The organism is Paenirhodobacter sp. YD-8, assembly GCF_056590935.1.
In genome coordinates this window covers 2,468,013-2,482,647 of record NZ_CM152649.1, presented here as the reverse complement: position 1 = coordinate 2,482,647, position 14,635 = coordinate 2,468,013, and the positions used below count along the sequence as shown (strand labels likewise).

Sequence of the window (14,635 nt, the reverse complement as noted above, 5' to 3'; positions counted from 1 at the left end):
ATGCTGCCCCGCCGCACCGTCGCCGCGGTCGGGCTGAGCCAGCTGGTGAACTGGGGCCTGTCCTATTACGCGCTCGGCGTCTTCGGGCCGGCGATCGCGGCCGAGCCGGGCTTCGGCCCGGCGCTTGCCTATGGCGGCTTCTCGCTGGCGCTTGCGGTGATGGGGCTCAGCTCGGCCGCGCTTGGCCGCGCGCTCGACCGCCACGGCGGGCGGGCGGTGATGAGCGCGGGCTCGCTGCTGCTGGCGTTTGGCTGTGCGATGCTGGCCGTGGCGCCGGGGGCGGGGCTGTATCTGGCCGGCTGGGTCGTTCTCGGGATCGGTATGCGGATGTGCCTTTACGAGGCGGCCTTCGCGGCGCTCGTTCAGGCGGGCGGCCGGGCCGCGCGGCCGGCGCTGTCGCAGATCACCTTGCTGGGTGGGCTCGCCTCCAGCCTGTTCTGGCCGCTCGGCGCCTTCCTCGAGGGCGCGCTTGGCTGGCGCGGGGCGCTGCTTGTCCATGCCGCGATCGCGCTTTCCATGCTGCCGCTTTACCGGCTGCTGCCGGCGGCCGGGCAGGGCGGGGGCGGCACTGCCGCGCCGCGCCGCGCGACGATCCCGCCCGAGACGCGCGCCGCCGCCATCCTTTTCGCCGCCATCGTCGCCGCCACCGCCTTCCTCAGCTCGGGCCTGTCGGCGCATCTGATCGCGCTGCTGACCGGGCGGGGCATCGGCCCGGAAGGCGCCGTCGCCCTTGCCGCCCTGCCCGGGATCGCGCAATCGGCGGCGCGGCTGCTCGAGATCGTGCTCGGCCGCCGGCTCGATCCACGGGCGCTGGCGCTGGTCGCGGCCGGGATCCTGACGCTTGGCATGGCGGCGGGGCCGGCGATCGCCGGGGCGGGGCCCGTGGCCGTGCTCTTCGTGCTCGCCTATGGCGCCGGCAACGGGCTCCTGACCATCGCGCGCGGCAGCCTGCCGCTGGTGCTGTTCCCGGTCGCCGATTACGCGGTGATCGCCGGGCGGCTGATCGGCCCGTCCTTCTATGCCGCGGCCGCCGCGCCGCTGATCTACGCGACGCTGATCGCGCGGGCCGGCCCTGGTGCCGCGCTGGGACTGAGCCTTGCGCTCGCGCTTGTCGCCGCGGCCGCGGCCGCCATGCTGTTCCTGCGCCGGCCCGCGCCGCTCTGACCCCGGCGCGGAAAATCTCAGAACCCCCTGTTGACAGCCCGCCCGTTCGGTCGCATGGTCACGCCCGTAACCAGGGGTGCTCCAGATCCGGGGCTGAGATGCGCGAGGACCGCGCGGACCCTTCAAAGCTGATCCGGGTAATGCCGGCGGAGCGAGGGCATCATGTTCATCGGCGCGCAAGTGTCGCTTTATCCGATGACGTCGGAATTCATCCGGGTCATCCTGTCGGGCCTCGAGGCCCTCACCCCCTATCGCGACAGCCTGCGGATCGAGACCGACGACATCTCGACCCTGATGGTTGGCGCGCCCGGGCCGCTTTTCGATGCGGTGCGCGACCTCTTCGCCCGCACCGCGCAGGACCCCGCGCATGTGACGATGCATGTCACCTTCTCCCGCGGCTGCCCGGGCGAGCCCGACGAGCCCGCCTGCCGCTGCGAGACATTGACCCGCGCGCAGGGCACGCCCTTGGCGCAGCGTCAGGCCGAGGCCCTGGCCGCGGTGCAGGCGGCGCCGGTGCTGGGCGTCGAGATCGACGTGCAATTCTCGCTCTACGTGCTCGGACAGGACCGGCACATGGACGAGATCTATGGCTGCATCGACTTCCTCAAGGCCTCGGGCACCTTCCTGCGCTCGAAGAATTTCTGCACCCGCCTGCGCGGCGACGCGGGGGCCGTGTTCGAGACGGTGCGCCAGGCCTTCCTGCGCTTCGGTCCGGCCGAGGGGCATGTGACGATCGACCTGACGGCCTCGGCCAACAGCCCCAGCCCGCGCTGAGCCCGGACCGGAGGTTCTGCCGATGCTGTCGCGTGCGCTGCCGCCGCTGATCGTTGCTGCCTGCCTGCTGGCGGGCTGGGAGGCCTATTGCCGGCTCGCCGGGGTCTCGTCCCTGATCCTGCCCGCGCCCTCGGCGGTGCTGCGCGCGCTGGTTCTGAACCGCGCCGAGATCGCCGCCCATGCCGGCGCCACGCTGCAGGTCGCGGCGATCGGCTTTTCCGCCTCGGTCGCGGTGGCGCTTGCGGTCTCTGTGGCGCTCCACTTCCTGCCGCGGGCCGAGCGCGCGCTGATGCCGCTGTTCGTCGCCAGCCAGACCGTGCCGCTCGTTGCGCTCGCGCCGCTGATGATCCTGTGGTTCGGCTTCGGGCTGCTGCCGAAGGTGCTCTTGGTGATCCTCGTCACCTTCTTCCCGATGCTGCTGACGCTGCTTGCGGGCTATCGCCAGACCCCGCCCGCGTTGCGCGAGCTCTTGGCCTCGATGGGGGCGGGGCGGGGGCAGGTGTTCTGGCGTGCCTGCCTGCCCGCGGCGCGGCCGTCGTTCCTGTCCGGGCTGCGGGTCTCGGCGACCTATGCGATCGTGGCGACGATCTTTGCCGAATATGCCGGGGCGCGGCGCGGGCTTGGCATCTACATCCTGCAGGCGAAGAACACCTTCCGCCCCGATCTCGTGCTGGCGGCGGTGCTGGTCTCGGCGGGGCTGACGCTGGCGCTGCTCGCCCTGATCGGCGGGTTGGCCCGGCTGACGGCCCGCGGGCCCGAGGCGCGCCATGACTGAGGCGGGGCTCGATCTGAGCGGGCTGACGATCCGGGCGGGCGCGCGGGTGCTGGTCGAGGACCTGTCGATGACCTTGCCGACCACCGGCATCACCGCGCTGATCGGCCCTTCGGGCTGCGGCAAGTCGACGGTGCTGCGCTGGCTGGCGGGCATCCTGCCCGAGACCCTTGCCGCCGAGGGGCAGGCACGGATCGGCGGCCGGCCGCTGCGCCTGCCCGATCCGGCGATCGGCTTTCAGCCGCAGGCGGATGCGCTGTTTCCCTGGCTCACCATCGCCCAGAACGCCGCGCTCGGGCTGCGGGTGGCGGGGCTGTCGGCGCGGGCGGCGCGCGCCCGGGTGGCGCCGCTGTTCCCGGCCTTCGGCCTTGCCGGCACCGAGGCGATGTATCCCGCCGAGTTGTCGGGCGGCATGCGCCAGCGCGCCGCCTTCCTGCGCACGATGGTGCAGGACGGGCAGTTCCTGCTGCTCGACGAGCCGTTCTCGGCGCTCGATGCGGTGACGCGGCTGCGGCTGCAGGGCTGGCTTCTGGCGCGGCTGGCCGAGCGGCCGCGCAGCGTGCTGCTGGTCACTCATGACCTGCACGAGGCGACCTCGCTTGCCGACCGCATCCTGGTCATGGCGGCCCGTCCCGGCCGGATCCGGGCCGAGATCGCCGTGCCGATCCCGCCATCCGCGCGCAGCGAGCACAGCCTTGCCCCGCTGCGCGAAACCCTGAAAACCCTGTTGCTGGAGGACCCCCCGACATGATCCGATCCCTTGCGCTGGCGCTTGGCCTGCTGCTGCCGTTTGCGACCACGGCCACGGCCGAGACCGCCACCCCCGTCACCGTCGCGCTCGACTGGACGCTGAACACCAACCACGTCGGCCTTGTCGTCGCGCAGCAGAAGGGCTTTTACGCCGAGGCGGGGCTGGCGGTCGAGCTGCTGCCCTATTCCGACACCAGCCCGGCGGCGCTGCTGGCGGCGGGGGCGGCCGATTTCGGCTATCTGACCTCGCTCGGCTTCCTGTCGGCGCGGGCAAGCGGGGCGGATCTGGTTGCGCTCTGGGCGACGATGCAGCACGAGACCGGGCGGCTCGTCTACAATTCCGACAACGCGGCGATCACCCGCCCGGCCGATCTGTCGGGCAAGATCTATGCGGGCTTTGGCGGGCCGGCCGAGGCGGCGCTGATCGGCACGATGATCCGCGCCGACGGCGGCACGCCCGAGTGGACGACCGTGACCCTCGGCACCGGCGCCTACGAGGCGCTGGCGGCCGGCAAGGTCGATTTCACCCTCGAGGTCGCGACCTGGGAAGGGGTGAACAGCACGCTCGAGGGGCGGCACCAGTCGTCCTTCCGCTATGCCGATTTCGGCGTTCCCGACCAGCAGAGCGGCTATATCGCCGCGCGTGCCGAAACCGTGGCGAAGAGCCCCGAGATGGTCGCGGCCTTCATGCGTGCGACGCAGAAGGGTTATGAATGGGCGGCCGACCACCCGGCCGAGGCGGCCGATCTGTTGCTGGCGGCGGGGGATTTCCCGAACCCGGCGCTGGTGCGCGGCTCGATGGCGGCGATCGACGCGGGCGGCTATCTGCGTGACGGCAGCACCCCTGTCGGCACGATCGACCCCGCGCGCTTTGCCGCGATGGCGAAGTTCCTGTTCGACAGCGGCGTGCTGAAGGACAGCACCGGCGCGGCGCTGGCCTGGCCGGGCGATGTCTCGGGCTGGCATGACCAGCGCTGGATGGCGGAGTAAGGCTCAGCCTGCCCGGGCGGCGGCGCGCAGATCGGCGAGCAGCGCCGCCGCCGCGATCGGCCGGCGCCCCTCGCGGATCAGGGCGCACAGCCGCGCGTTCACCGGCGCCGGCCGCCCAAGCCTGCGGGCGAGCGCCACCACCTCGCCGTTGATCCAGTCGATCTCGGGCGGGCGGCCGGCCTCAAGGTCGTCGGCCATCGAGGACCGCGCGCTCGGGTCGATACGCAACATCGCGCCGGCCAGACGCCGGAAGACGGGGTCGGGCAGGGCCAGCACCCGCGGCACGAGGGTGGGCGGCAGCGGCGTCAGCCGGGCCGGGCGCACCCGCCCTTCGCGGCGCAGCAGCGCGAGCGCCTCGGTCTGCGCCAGCGCCAGCGCCCGGCGATAGTCGCGCTGCGCAAGCTCTGCCCGCAGCGGCAGGCCGGAGAGCGCATTGACGGCGTTGTTGAGGTTCAAAAGCAGCTTGCCCCAGAGCACCGCCTCCATGTCCCGGCGCAGGTCGAGCGGCAGCCCGGCGCGGGCGAAGACCGGCGCGAAGGCCGCGGCGCGGGCGTCGACGGCGATCCGCCCCGCGGTGGCGCGGTGGTGACGCCCGCCCGGCCCGGTGACGACGTTGAAGGGCACCATGCCCGCCAGCACGGTGATTCCGGGCAGCGCCGCCGAAAGCCGGGCGGCATTGCCGAGGCCGTTTTGCAGGCTCACCACCACCGCATGCGGCGCGAGCACCGGGGCAAGCGCGCGCCCGGCCGCCTCGGTCGCGGCGGATTTCACCGTCACCAGCACGAGGTCGCAGCCCGCGAGCGCCCGCGGATCGTCGGTCGCAAGGCAGGCCCGGGTGCGGCCGTCGCGCCCGTCGAGGTCGCTCACCCGCAGCCCGTCGCGGCGCAGCGCCGCCATCTTCGGCGCGCGGCCGACCAGCACCACCTCGGCCCCCGCAAGGGCGAGGCAGCCGCCGACATGGCCGCCCACGGCCCCCGCGCCGAAGACGCCGATCCTCATGCCGCCCGCCCCGCGGCCCGGCCCGAGAACAGGCAGCCGCCGAGGAAGGTGCCCTCGAGCGCGTTGTAGCCGTGATAGCCGCCGCCGCCGAAGCCCGCCGCCTCGCCACAGGCGAAAAGGCCCGGGATCGGCCGGCCGTCGGCGCCAAGCGCCTGCCCGGTCAGGTCGGTCTCGATGCCGCCCAGCGTCTTGCGCGTCAGCACATGCAGCCGCACCGCGATCAGCGGTCCGGCCATCGGGTCGAGGATCCGGTGCGGCCGCGCGGTGCGCATCAGCCGGTCGCCGAGATAGGCGCGCGCGCCGCGCAGCGCGGTGATCTGCACGTCCTTGGCGAAGGGATTTGCAAGCTCGCGGTCGCGCGCCTCGATCTGCGCGCGCAGGTGATCGGCCTTGATCGGCCGCGCGCCGATCCGGTTCATCCCCGCCACCAGTTCCTCAAGCCCGCGGGCGACGACGAAATCCTCGCCATGGCGCTTGAACGCCTCGAGTGGCGGCGCCGCGGCCCGGCCGAGCCGGCTGCGCAGCAGAAGCGGGATGTCCTTGCCGGTGAGGTCGGGGTTCTGCTCGGACCCCGAGAGCGCGAATTCCTTCTTCGCGATCGCCTGGGTGGTGACGAACCACGAATGCGGCTGGCCGCTGCGGCACAGATGGGCGAGCGTGCCGAGGCTGTCGAAGCCCGGCAGACAGGGCGCGGGCAGGCGGTTGCCGTCGGCGTCGAACCACATCGAGGAGGGGCCGGGCAGGATCCGGATGCCGTGGTTCGGCCAGATCGGGTCCCAGTTCCGGATGCCCTCGGTGTAATGCCACATCCGGTCGTTGTTGATGACCCGGGCGCCGGCGCGTTCGGCATGGCCGATCATCAGCCCGTCGACATGGGCGGGCACGCCGCAGACCATGCTTTCGGGCGGCGGGCCGAGCCGCTCGACCGGCCAGTTCTGTCGCACCAGCGCGGCATTGCCGCCGATGCCGCCGCTCGCCACGATCACCGCCCCGGCGGCGATCTCGAACCGGCCCGCGACGGCGCGCGTGCTTTCCATGCCGCGCCCGGCGGCGTCCTCGGCCAGGATCTCGCCCTCGACCCCGGTGATGCCCTCGGGCCCGCCGCAGAGCGCGGTGACGCGGTGACGAAAATGCAGCCTGAGCCGGCCCTCGGCCTCGGCGGCGCGGACGCGGGCGACGAAGGGGGCGAGCACCCCGGGCCCGGTGCCCCAGGTGACATGGAAGCGCGGCACCGAATTGCCGTGCCTGTCCGCCAGCCCGCCACCGCGCTCGGCCCAGCCCACGACCGGGAACCAGCGCATCCCGAGACCGTGCAGCCAGGCCCGCATCTCGCCCGAGGCGAAGGCGAGATAGGCCTCGGCCCAGCGGCGCGGCCAGGCATCCTCGGCGCGGTCGAAACCCGCCGAGCCGAGCCAGTCGGAGAGCGCCAGATCGGCGCTGTCGCGGATCCGCATCCGGCGCTGCTCGGGCGTGTCGACCATGAACAGCCCGCCGAGCGACCAGAACGCCTGCCCGCCAAGGCTTGCCCGCGGCTCCTGGTCAAGGATCGTCACGCGCCGGCCGCGGTCGAGCAGCTCGCAGGCGGCCACCAGCCCCGCAAGCCCGGCGCCGACGACGACCACGTCGGTTGTCTCTCCCATTGTCTTCTCCCCGGACAAGGCCTCCGATCCCGATGCTGGGGCAGGCCCTTGCAGGCGTCCATAACGACGCAGCGTCAGCGGCGGGGCTTGCGCGCGAGGGGGAGGCGGATATGCTCGCGGCCATGGCACATCGCGCGCAGATAGGGGGCACGGACCCCGCCGAACCGGCCCCGCATCGCGGGGTTCCGGGCGCGCCCGGCCTTGACGAGATGGCGCGCGCGGCGGGCGACGAGGTCTGGATGGACGTGCTGTCGGCCGTCGACCGCACTTATGCCGATCTGGTCGACTATCAGGAACGGCTGGAACATCAGAACCACGCGCTCGAAGATATGCGCTCGTTCCTCGGCTCGATCCTGGCGAGCGTGTCGGATGCGCTGATCGTGGTCTCGCGCGCGGGCGAGGTGGTCGAGACCTCGGCCTCGGTCGGCACGCTGACCGGGCATCCGGCGGCCGACTGGCACGGAAAGCCGCTCGCCGAGATGGTCGAGCCGCAGACGATGGCGGCGCTCGATGCGGCGCTGGCCGAGGCCGCGAACAGCCGCCGCCCGGTGACGCTTGAAGGCGCGCTGCGCGGCCCCACGGGCCCGGCGCCGCTTGAACTCTCCGTCAGCCCGCGGCTTGACGAGCGGCAGCGGGTGGTGGGCTATGTGCTGACCGGGCGGCCGCTCGGCGAGCTGCGCCAGGCCTATTCGGCGCTTGCCCACAGCCACGAGGATCTGAAGGCGGCGCAGGCGCAGCTTGTGCGCAACGAAAAACTCGCCTCGCTCGGCAGGCTTCTGGCCGGTGTCGCGCACGAGCTGAACAACCCGATCTCCTTCGTCTATGCCAATGCCCATGCGCTTGAACGCTATGCCGGCAAGTTCGAGACATATTTCGAGCAGGTGGCGCAGGGGGCGAGCCGCGAGCGGCTGATGGCGCTGCGCGAGGAGCTGAAGCTTGACCGCGAAGTGCGCAACCTGCGCGACGCGGTGCGCGGTGCGCGCGACGGCGCCGAACGGGTGCGCGACATCGTCGAGGACCTGCGCCGGCTCTCGGCCGAGGGCTCGGGCGAGATGGTTGAGTTCGATCTGGTCGAGACCGCGCGGATCGCCGCCACCTGGGTTCGGCGCGGCTCGAAGACCATGGCCGAGGTGCGCTTCACCGGCCTGCCCGCGCTGAAGGTGAGGGGCCGGCCCGGGCATATCCAGCAGGTGGCGATGAACCTCGTGCAGAACGCGATCGACGCGCTCGACGGTCGGGCCGACGGCGCGATCGAGATCTCGGCCGGCATCGCAGGGGACCGCGGCGTGCTTTCGGTTGCCGACAGCGGCCCGGGTGTGCCCGAGGATCTGGCGCAGGCAGTGTTCGATCCGTTCTTCACCACGAAGCCCGTCGGCCGCGGCACCGGGCTTGGCCTGTCGATCAGCAACAAGATCGTCGAGGAGCACGGCGGCCGGTTGCGGCTGTGCCCGAGCGGCAGCGCGCTTGGCGGCGCCTGCTTCAGCTTCGATCTGCCGCTTGCGACGGGGGAGAGCGCATGAACATCCTGTGGCTGCAGGCGTCCGGGTGTGGCGGCTGCACGATGTCGCTTCTGTGCGCCGAGGACCCGAACCTCTTCGACACGCTCTCGGGGGCGGGGCTGCGCTTCCTGTGGCACCCGGGGCTCAGCCTCGAGACCGGGGCCGAGGCGCGCGCGATCCTGGCCGCCGCCGAGGCGGGCGAGGTGGCGCTCGATATCCTCGCCGTCGAGGGCGCGATCGCGCGCGGGCCGCGTGGCACCGGGCGGTTCCAGATGCTGTCGGGCACCGGGCGCTCGATGCTCGACTGGCTGCGCAGCCTGGCGCCGATGGCGGAGAACGTCGTCGCCGTCGGCACCTGCGCGACCTATGGCGGGGTGACCACGGCGGGCGGCAATCCGTCGGACGCGGTCGGCGTGCAATATGACGGCGCCCATCCGGGCGGCGCGCTGCCCGCCGGGTTCCGTGCCCGCTCGGGCCTGCCCGTCATCAACGTCGCGGGCTGTCCGACCCATCCGGGCTGGGTGACCGAGACGCTGCTGATGCTGGCGGCGGGGACGCTCGGGCCCGACGACCTCGACGCCTTCGGCCGGCCGCTCTTCTACGCCCAGCACCTCGTGCATCACGGCTGCCCGAAGAACGAGTTCTATGAATACAAGGCCTCGGCGATCGAGCCGGGAGAGATGGGCTGCATGATGGAGAACCTCGGCTGCATCGGCACCCAGGCGGTGGGCGATTGCAACATCCGGCCCTGGAATGGCGAGGGCAGCTGCACGCGCGGCAATTACCCCTGCATCAACTGCACCGCCCCCGAGTTCGAGGAACCCCGCCACGCCTTCGGCGAGACGCCGAAGATCGCGGGCATTCCGGTGGGCTTGCCGACCGACATGCCGAAGGCCTGGTTCATGGCGCTCGCCTCGCTGTCGAAAGCCGCGACGCCCGCGCGGATCGCCACCAACGCCACCGCCGACCGGATCGAGACCCCGCCCACCCTGCGCAAGCCGAAGGGCCGGCGATGAGCGGGCCGACGCGGCTGGTGGTCGGGCCGTTCAACCGGGTCGAGGGTGATCTCGAGGTGCATCTCGACATCGCCGAGGGCGCGGTGGCCTCGGCCGAGGTGAACGCGCCGCTTTACCGCGGTTTCGAGCGGATGCTCGACGGCAAGGACCCGCGCGACGCGCTGACCATCGCGCCGCGGATCTGCGGCATCTGCTCGATCAGCCAGTCGGCGGCGGCGGCACGGGCGCTTGGCGTGGCGATGGGGCTGGCGCCGACGCCGCAGGGCGCGGCGATGGCGGCGCTGATCCACGCGGTCGAGAACGTCTCGGACCACCTGCTGCATTTCAACCTGTTCTTCATGCCCGATTTCACCCGCCCGGCCTATGCCGGCCGCGGCTGGTATCCGCGCGCGGTGGCGCGCTTCACCGCGATCGAGGGCGGCGCGCAGCGCGCGGCGATCGAGGCGCGGGCAAGCCTGATGCACATCCTCGGGCTGATGGCGGGGAAATGGCCGCATACGCTGGCGATCCAGCCCGGCGGCGTCACCCGCGCCCCGGGCCCGCGCGAGAAGCTGCGCATCGAGATCACTCTGCGCGCCTTCCGTCGGTATCTGGAAGAGGTGGTCTTCGGCGGCCCGCTCGAGGATTTCGTGGCGCTGGAAACGGTTGCAGCGCTGAGCGTCTGGGGCCGGGGCGACGTCGGGCTGTTCCTCGAGATCGCCGCCGATACCGGGCTTGCGGGGCTTGGTCGGGGTCGCGGCCGTTACCTGAGCTTCGGCGCCTATCCGATTGAAGGCAGGCGGATCTATGCCCCCGGCCTGTGGCAGGACGGGGCCGTGCAGCCGGTGGTTGACGCGGCGATTGTCGAGGACCTGAGCCACGCCTGGATGCTCGGCGAGACCGCGCATCCCTTCGCCGCCGAGACCCGGCCCGACGAGGCGATGCGCGCGGGCGCGTACAGCTGGTGCAAGGCGCCGCGGCTGGCCGGTGCGCCGGCCGAGGTCGGTGCACTTGCCCGGCAGGTGGTCGATGGCCACCCGCTTGCGCGTGCGCTGGCGGCCGGGGGCGGCGGGGTGCTGGCGCGGGTGGCCGGGCGGCTGCTGGAGCTTGCCCGCACGCAGCTGGTGATGGAGGAGCTCGCCCGCGGCATCGACCCCGGCGCGCGCTTCATCACGCAAGGGAAGATCCCCGAGGTCGGGCAGGGGGCGGGGCTGGTCGAGGCCGCGCGCGGCGCGCTTGGCCATTGGCTGCGGATCGAGGGCGGGCGGATCGCGTCTTACCAGATCATCGCGCCGACGACCTGGAACTTTTCGCCCCGCGACGCGGCGGGGGTGCTCGGACCGCTCGAGGCGGCACTGGTCGGCGCGCCGGTGGCGGCGGGTGAGGACCCGCCGGTCGCCGTGCAGCATGTGGTGCGCTCCTTCGATCCGTGCATGGTGTGCACGGTGCAGTGAGGGGCGTGTGGGGGGAGAGCGCCGGGGGCGCTGCCCCCGGGCCCCCGAGGTCTTTGAGGCAAGATGAAAGAGCAGGGCGTTCAGATCCGGGTGCGGGGGCAGGTGCAGGGGGTGGGGTTTCGGCCCTTCATCTGGCAGCTCGCGCATGCGCGGGGCTTGCGCGGCCATGTGCTGAACGACCCCGAGGGAGTGCTGGTACGGGTGGCAGGCGAGATCGGCGATCTGGTCGCGGCGATCCGGACCGAGGCGCCGCCGCTCGCGCGGGTCGATGCGGTCGAGGTCACGGCCTTTGTCTTCGACGCGCTGCCCGAGGGGTTCGAGATTGTCGCCTCGCAGGGCGCAGGGGCGGAGACCCGGGTGACGCCCGATGCCGCGACCTGTCCGGCCTGTCTGGAGGAGATCCGCGGCGAGGGGCGGCGGCGCGGCTATGCCTTCACCAATTGCACCCATTGCGGGCCGCGCTTCACCATCCTGAAGGGGCTGCCCTATGACCGGGCGAAGACGACGATGGCGCCCTTCGTCATGTGCCCGGACTGTGGCGCCGAGTATCGCGACCCCGCCGATCGCCGCTTTCACGCGCAGCCGATCGCCTGCCCGGTCTGCGGCCCGCGGCTGTGGTATGAGGAGGGCGGCGCCGAGGGTGCGGGCGATGCCATCGCCCTGGCTGCGGCGCGGCTCAGGGCCGGGGGCATCGTCGCGGTGAAGGGCCTGGGCGGCTTTCACCTTGCCTGTGATGCGGCGAACGCCGGGGCGGTGACCAGCTTGCGCGCGCGCAAGCACCGGCCGGCAAAACCCTTCGCGCTGATGGCGCGGGAGGCGGATCTGGCGGCGATCGTCGAGGTGTCGGAGGCGGCGCGGGCGGCGCTGCACGAGGCCGCGGCCCCGGTCGTTCTGATGCCCTCGCGCGGCACGCTGCCCGAGGCGGTGGCGCCCGGGATCGACAGCCTGGGCGTGATGCTGCCCTATACGCCGCTGCATCATCTGCTGATGGATGCCTTCGGCGGCGTTCTGGTGATGACCTCGGGCAATCTCTCGGGCGAGCCGCAGGTGATCGGCAATGGGGAGGCGCGCGAGAAGCTTGCCGGGTTCGCCGACGGCTTCCTGATGCATGACCGCGAGATCGCGCGGCGGCTCGATGACTCGGTGGTGCGGGCCGAGCCGCCGATGGTGCTGCGCCGCGCGCGGGGGCAGGTGCCGGGCACCTTGCCGCTGCCGCCCGGGTTCGAGGATGCGCCGCCGGTTGTCGCCTATGGCGGGCAGATGAAGGCGGCGATCTGTCTGGTGAAAAACGGGCAGGCGCTGCTCGGCCACCATCTGGGCGAGCTGGACGAGGCGCTGACCTGGGAGGCGTTCCAGCAGGCCGATGCCGATTATGCCGCGCTCTTCGATCATCACCCGCAGGTGGTGGCGACCGATCTGCACCCCGATTTCCGCGCGACGCGGCACGGGCAGGCACGGGCCGCGGCCGAGGGCCTGCGGCTCGTCGCGGTGCAGCATCACCACGCCCATCTCGCCGCTTGTCTCGGCGAGAACCTCTGGCCGCGCGATGGCGGCAAGGTGGCGGGGATCGTGCTCGACGGTCTGGGCCTTGGCCCGGATGGCACGGTCTGGGGCGGCGAGATCCTGCTCGGTGATTACGCGGGCTATGAGCGGCGGGTCTGGCTGATGCCTGCGCCGCTGATCGGTGGCGACCGCGCGCAGATCGAGCCCTGGCGCAACGCGCTGGTGCGTCTCGATGCAGCGGGGCTGTCGGATTGGGCCGATGCGCTCTTCCCGGATGCCCCGCGCGATCTCGCCCGGCAGGCGGCGGCGAAGGGGATCAATGCGCCGATGTCCTCTTCGGCCGGGCGGCTTTTCGATGCGGTCGCCGCCTGTCTCGGGATCTGCCCGATGCGGCAGAGCTATGAGGGCGAGGCGGCGATGCGGCTTGAAGCCCTGGCACGACGGGCCGTGCGGGCGGGAGCGCCGAAGCGTAGCTTCGGCGCTCCCGCCCCGCGGGGCGGCGCGCTCGCGCCCGCAGCCCTGCTGCGGGAGCTGAGGGCGGCGCAACTGGGCGGCACCGATCCGGGCGCCCTTGCGCTTGCCTTCCACCGCTGGGTCGCCGAGGCCTTCGCCGCCCCGGCCCGCGCGCTGGTCGAGGCCGGAGAGGCGCAGGCGGTGGCACTGTCGGGCGGGGTGTTCCAGAACGCGTTGCTGCACGATCTGACCTGCGCCGCGCTGGCCGGGCTGCCCGTGCTCACTCACCAGCGGGTGCCGGCGAATGACGGCGGGCTGGCGCTCGGTCAGGCCCTTGTCGCTGCAGCGCAGTCGGAAAGCACCTGACCACTCGGGCCGCGAAAGCGGTCACCCGCTTGCCGCCCGGCTCGCTTAGAATTTCTCCAACCAATTGATTTCACGTTGAAAACGCGCGCACCGCCTGAGGGTGAAATCCCTTTGGCAGCCCCCGTCACCGCCCTGCATACCAAGGAATACACCGCGCGGGCCCCCGGTCTGGCGCGCCGAACGGGCCAGGGAGGGACCAGTGTCGACAATCGAAACCTTCTATGACGTGATGCGTCGGCAGGGGATCACCCGCCGCAGCTTCATGAAATATTGCTCGCTCACCGCCGCGGCCCTCGGCCTTGGCCCGGCTTACGTCCCGAAGATCGCCGAGGCGATGGAGACGAAGCCGCGCACGCCGGTAATCTGGGTGCATGGGCTCGAATGCACCTGCTGCTCGGAAAGCTTCATCCGCTCGGCCCATCCGCTGGCGAAGGATGTCGTGCTGTCGATGATCTCGCTCGATTACGACGACACGCTGATGGCGGCGGCAGGCACGGCGGCCGAGGCGGCACTTCAGGACACGATCGAGAAATACAAGGGCAACTACATCCTTGCGGTCGAGGGCAACCCGCCGCTGAACGAGGACGGCATGTTCTGCATCGTCGGCGGCAAGCCCTTCGTCGAGCAGCTGAAACACGCCGCCGAACACGCCAAGGCGATCATCAGCTGGGGCGCCTGCGCGTCTTACGGCTGCGTGCAGGCGGCGGCGCCGAACCCGACGCGCGCGACGCCCGTTCACAAGGTCATCACCGACAAGCCGATCATCAAGGTGCCCGGCTGCCCGCCGATCGCCGAGGTGATGACCGGCGTCATCACCTACATGCTGACCTTCGACCGGCTGCCGGAACTCGACCGTCAGGGCCGCCCGGCGATGTTCTACAGCCAGCGCATCCACGACAAGTGCTATCGCCGCCCGCATTTCGACGCCGGCCAATTCGTCGAGCACTGGGACGACGAATATGCGCGCAAGGGCTATTGCCTCTACAAGATGGGCTGCAAGGGGCCGACCACCTACAACGCTTGCTCGACCGTGCGCTGGAACGACGGCGTGTCCTTCCCGATCCAGTCTGGCCATGGCTGCATCGGCTGTTCGGAAGACGGGTTCTGGGATCAGGGCTCGTTCTATGACCGGCTGACCAACATCAAGCAATTCGGCATCGAGGCCAACGCCGACAAGGTCGGCGGCACCGCGGCCGCCGTCGTCGGCGGTGCCGTGGCGGTGCATGCCGCCGTCTCCGCGCTCAAGCGCGCGCAGAAGAAGAACGAGGAGGCGTAA

Annotated in this window: 12 protein-coding genes and 1 riboswitch; of the genes, 10 read left to right on the top strand and 2 right to left on the bottom strand. The window is 71.8% G+C overall.

Features of this window, described 5'->3' with window-relative positions; genetic code table 11:
• The 5 genes from AC0QTQ_RS12070 to AC0QTQ_RS12050 all read left to right on the top strand — a co-directional run bounded on the left by AC0QTQ_RS12070 (position 1) and on the right by AC0QTQ_RS12050 (position 4,450).
• Positions 1 to 1,164 (top strand): MFS transporter, encoded by a 1,164-nt coding sequence (locus tag AC0QTQ_RS12070; protein ID WP_480256779.1) that lies wholly within the window; start codon positions 1 to 3, stop codon positions 1,162 to 1,164.
• Between the two features lie 62 nt (positions 1,165 to 1,226).
• Positions 1,227 to 1,336, top strand: a riboswitch (TPP riboswitch).
• Positions 1,327 to 1,938, top strand: a complete 612-nt coding sequence (locus tag AC0QTQ_RS12065; protein ID WP_480256778.1) for a YkoF family thiamine/hydroxymethylpyrimidine-binding protein — start codon at positions 1,327 to 1,329, stop codon at positions 1,936 to 1,938. (Overlaps the previous riboswitch by 10 nt.)
• A gap of 22 nt (positions 1,939 to 1,960) precedes the next feature.
• Positions 1,961 to 2,713 (top strand): ABC transporter permease, encoded by a 753-nt coding sequence (locus tag AC0QTQ_RS12060; RefSeq protein ID WP_480256777.1) that lies wholly within the window; start codon positions 1,961 to 1,963, stop codon positions 2,711 to 2,713.
• Complete coding sequence (locus AC0QTQ_RS12055; RefSeq protein ID WP_480256776.1) at positions 2,706 to 3,461, top strand: ABC transporter ATP-binding protein; 756 nt, start codon at positions 2,706 to 2,708, stop codon at positions 3,459 to 3,461. Before AC0QTQ_RS12060 ends, AC0QTQ_RS12055 begins: the two co-directional genes overlap by 8 nt.
• Positions 3,458 to 4,450 carry an ABC transporter substrate-binding protein gene (locus AC0QTQ_RS12050; protein WP_480256775.1) on the top strand — a complete coding sequence of 331 codons (993 nt, stop codon included), beginning with the start codon at positions 3,458 to 3,460 and terminating at the stop codon, positions 4,448 to 4,450. The genes AC0QTQ_RS12055 and AC0QTQ_RS12050 overlap by 4 nt, the downstream gene beginning before the upstream one ends.
• Before the next feature lie 3 nt (positions 4,451 to 4,453).
• On the opposite strand, the gene AC0QTQ_RS12045 is transcribed toward AC0QTQ_RS12050, so the two are convergent.
• Positions 4,454 to 5,449, bottom strand: a complete 996-nt coding sequence (locus AC0QTQ_RS12045; protein WP_480256774.1) for a 2-dehydropantoate 2-reductase — start codon at positions 5,447 to 5,449, stop codon at positions 4,454 to 4,456.
• On the bottom strand, positions 5,446 to 7,089 hold the full coding sequence (locus AC0QTQ_RS12040; protein ID WP_480256773.1) for an FAD-binding dehydrogenase: 1,644 nt from the start codon (positions 7,087 to 7,089) through the stop codon (positions 5,446 to 5,448). Before AC0QTQ_RS12040 ends, AC0QTQ_RS12045 begins: the two co-directional genes overlap by 4 nt.
• A 209-nt stretch (positions 7,090 to 7,298) precedes the next feature.
• Between AC0QTQ_RS12040 and AC0QTQ_RS12035 the strand changes: the two genes are divergently transcribed.
• From AC0QTQ_RS12035 to AC0QTQ_RS12015, 5 genes are all read left to right on the top strand, one after another.
• Positions 7,299 to 8,609 (top strand): sensor histidine kinase, encoded by a 1,311-nt coding sequence (locus AC0QTQ_RS12035; protein ID WP_480259225.1) that lies wholly within the window; start codon positions 7,299 to 7,301, stop codon positions 8,607 to 8,609.
• Positions 8,606 to 9,604 (top strand): NADH-quinone oxidoreductase subunit B family protein, encoded by a 999-nt coding sequence (locus AC0QTQ_RS12030; RefSeq protein ID WP_480256772.1) that lies wholly within the window; start codon positions 8,606 to 8,608, stop codon positions 9,602 to 9,604. The genes AC0QTQ_RS12035 and AC0QTQ_RS12030 overlap by 4 nt, the downstream gene beginning before the upstream one ends.
• On the top strand, positions 9,601 to 11,037 hold the full coding sequence (locus AC0QTQ_RS12025; RefSeq protein ID WP_480256771.1) for a nickel-dependent hydrogenase large subunit: 1,437 nt from the start codon (positions 9,601 to 9,603) through the stop codon (positions 11,035 to 11,037). Before AC0QTQ_RS12030 ends, AC0QTQ_RS12025 begins: the two co-directional genes overlap by 4 nt.
• Positions 11,038 to 11,100: 63 nt before the next feature.
• Positions 11,101 to 13,359 (top strand): carbamoyltransferase HypF, encoded by a 2,259-nt coding sequence (hypF, locus tag AC0QTQ_RS12020; protein WP_480256770.1) that lies wholly within the window; start codon positions 11,101 to 11,103, stop codon positions 13,357 to 13,359.
• 199 nt (positions 13,360 to 13,558) lie between these two features.
• Entirely contained in the window at positions 13,559 to 14,635 is a 1,077-nt protein-coding gene (locus AC0QTQ_RS12015) for a hydrogenase small subunit (protein ID WP_113901003.1), read from the top strand.

Bases quoted from the DNA above. Each gene is read 5' to 3' on its own strand.
- AC0QTQ_RS12040 (WP_480256773.1), bottom strand. From the start codon at position 7,089: ATGGGAGAGACAACCGACGTGGTCGTCGTCGGCGCCGGGCTTGCGGGG.
- AC0QTQ_RS12065 (WP_480256778.1), top strand. From the start codon at position 1,327: ATGTTCATCGGCGCGCAAGTGTCGCTTTATCCGATGACGTCGGAATTC.
- hypF (WP_480256770.1), top strand. From the start codon at position 11,101: ATGAAAGAGCAGGGCGTTCAGATCCGGGTGCGGGGGCAGGTGCAGGGG.
- AC0QTQ_RS12035 (WP_480259225.1), top strand. From the start codon at position 7,299: ATGGCGCGCGCGGCGGGCGACGAGGTCTGGATGGACGTGCTGTCGGCC.
- AC0QTQ_RS12030 (WP_480256772.1), top strand. From the start codon at position 8,606: ATGAACATCCTGTGGCTGCAGGCGTCCGGGTGTGGCGGCTGCACGATG.
- AC0QTQ_RS12025 (WP_480256771.1), top strand. From the start codon at position 9,601: ATGAGCGGGCCGACGCGGCTGGTGGTCGGGCCGTTCAACCGGGTCGAG.
- AC0QTQ_RS12050 (WP_480256775.1), top strand. From the start codon at position 3,458: ATGATCCGATCCCTTGCGCTGGCGCTTGGCCTGCTGCTGCCGTTTGCG.
- AC0QTQ_RS12045 (WP_480256774.1), bottom strand. From the start codon at position 5,449: ATGAGGATCGGCGTCTTCGGCGCGGGGGCCGTGGGCGGCCATGTCGGC.
- AC0QTQ_RS12060 (WP_480256777.1), top strand. From the start codon at position 1,961: ATGCTGTCGCGTGCGCTGCCGCCGCTGATCGTTGCTGCCTGCCTGCTG.
- AC0QTQ_RS12055 (WP_480256776.1), top strand. From the start codon at position 2,706: ATGACTGAGGCGGGGCTCGATCTGAGCGGGCTGACGATCCGGGCGGGC.
- AC0QTQ_RS12070 (WP_480256779.1), top strand. From the start codon at position 1: ATGCTGCCCCGCCGCACCGTCGCCGCGGTCGGGCTGAGCCAGCTGGTG.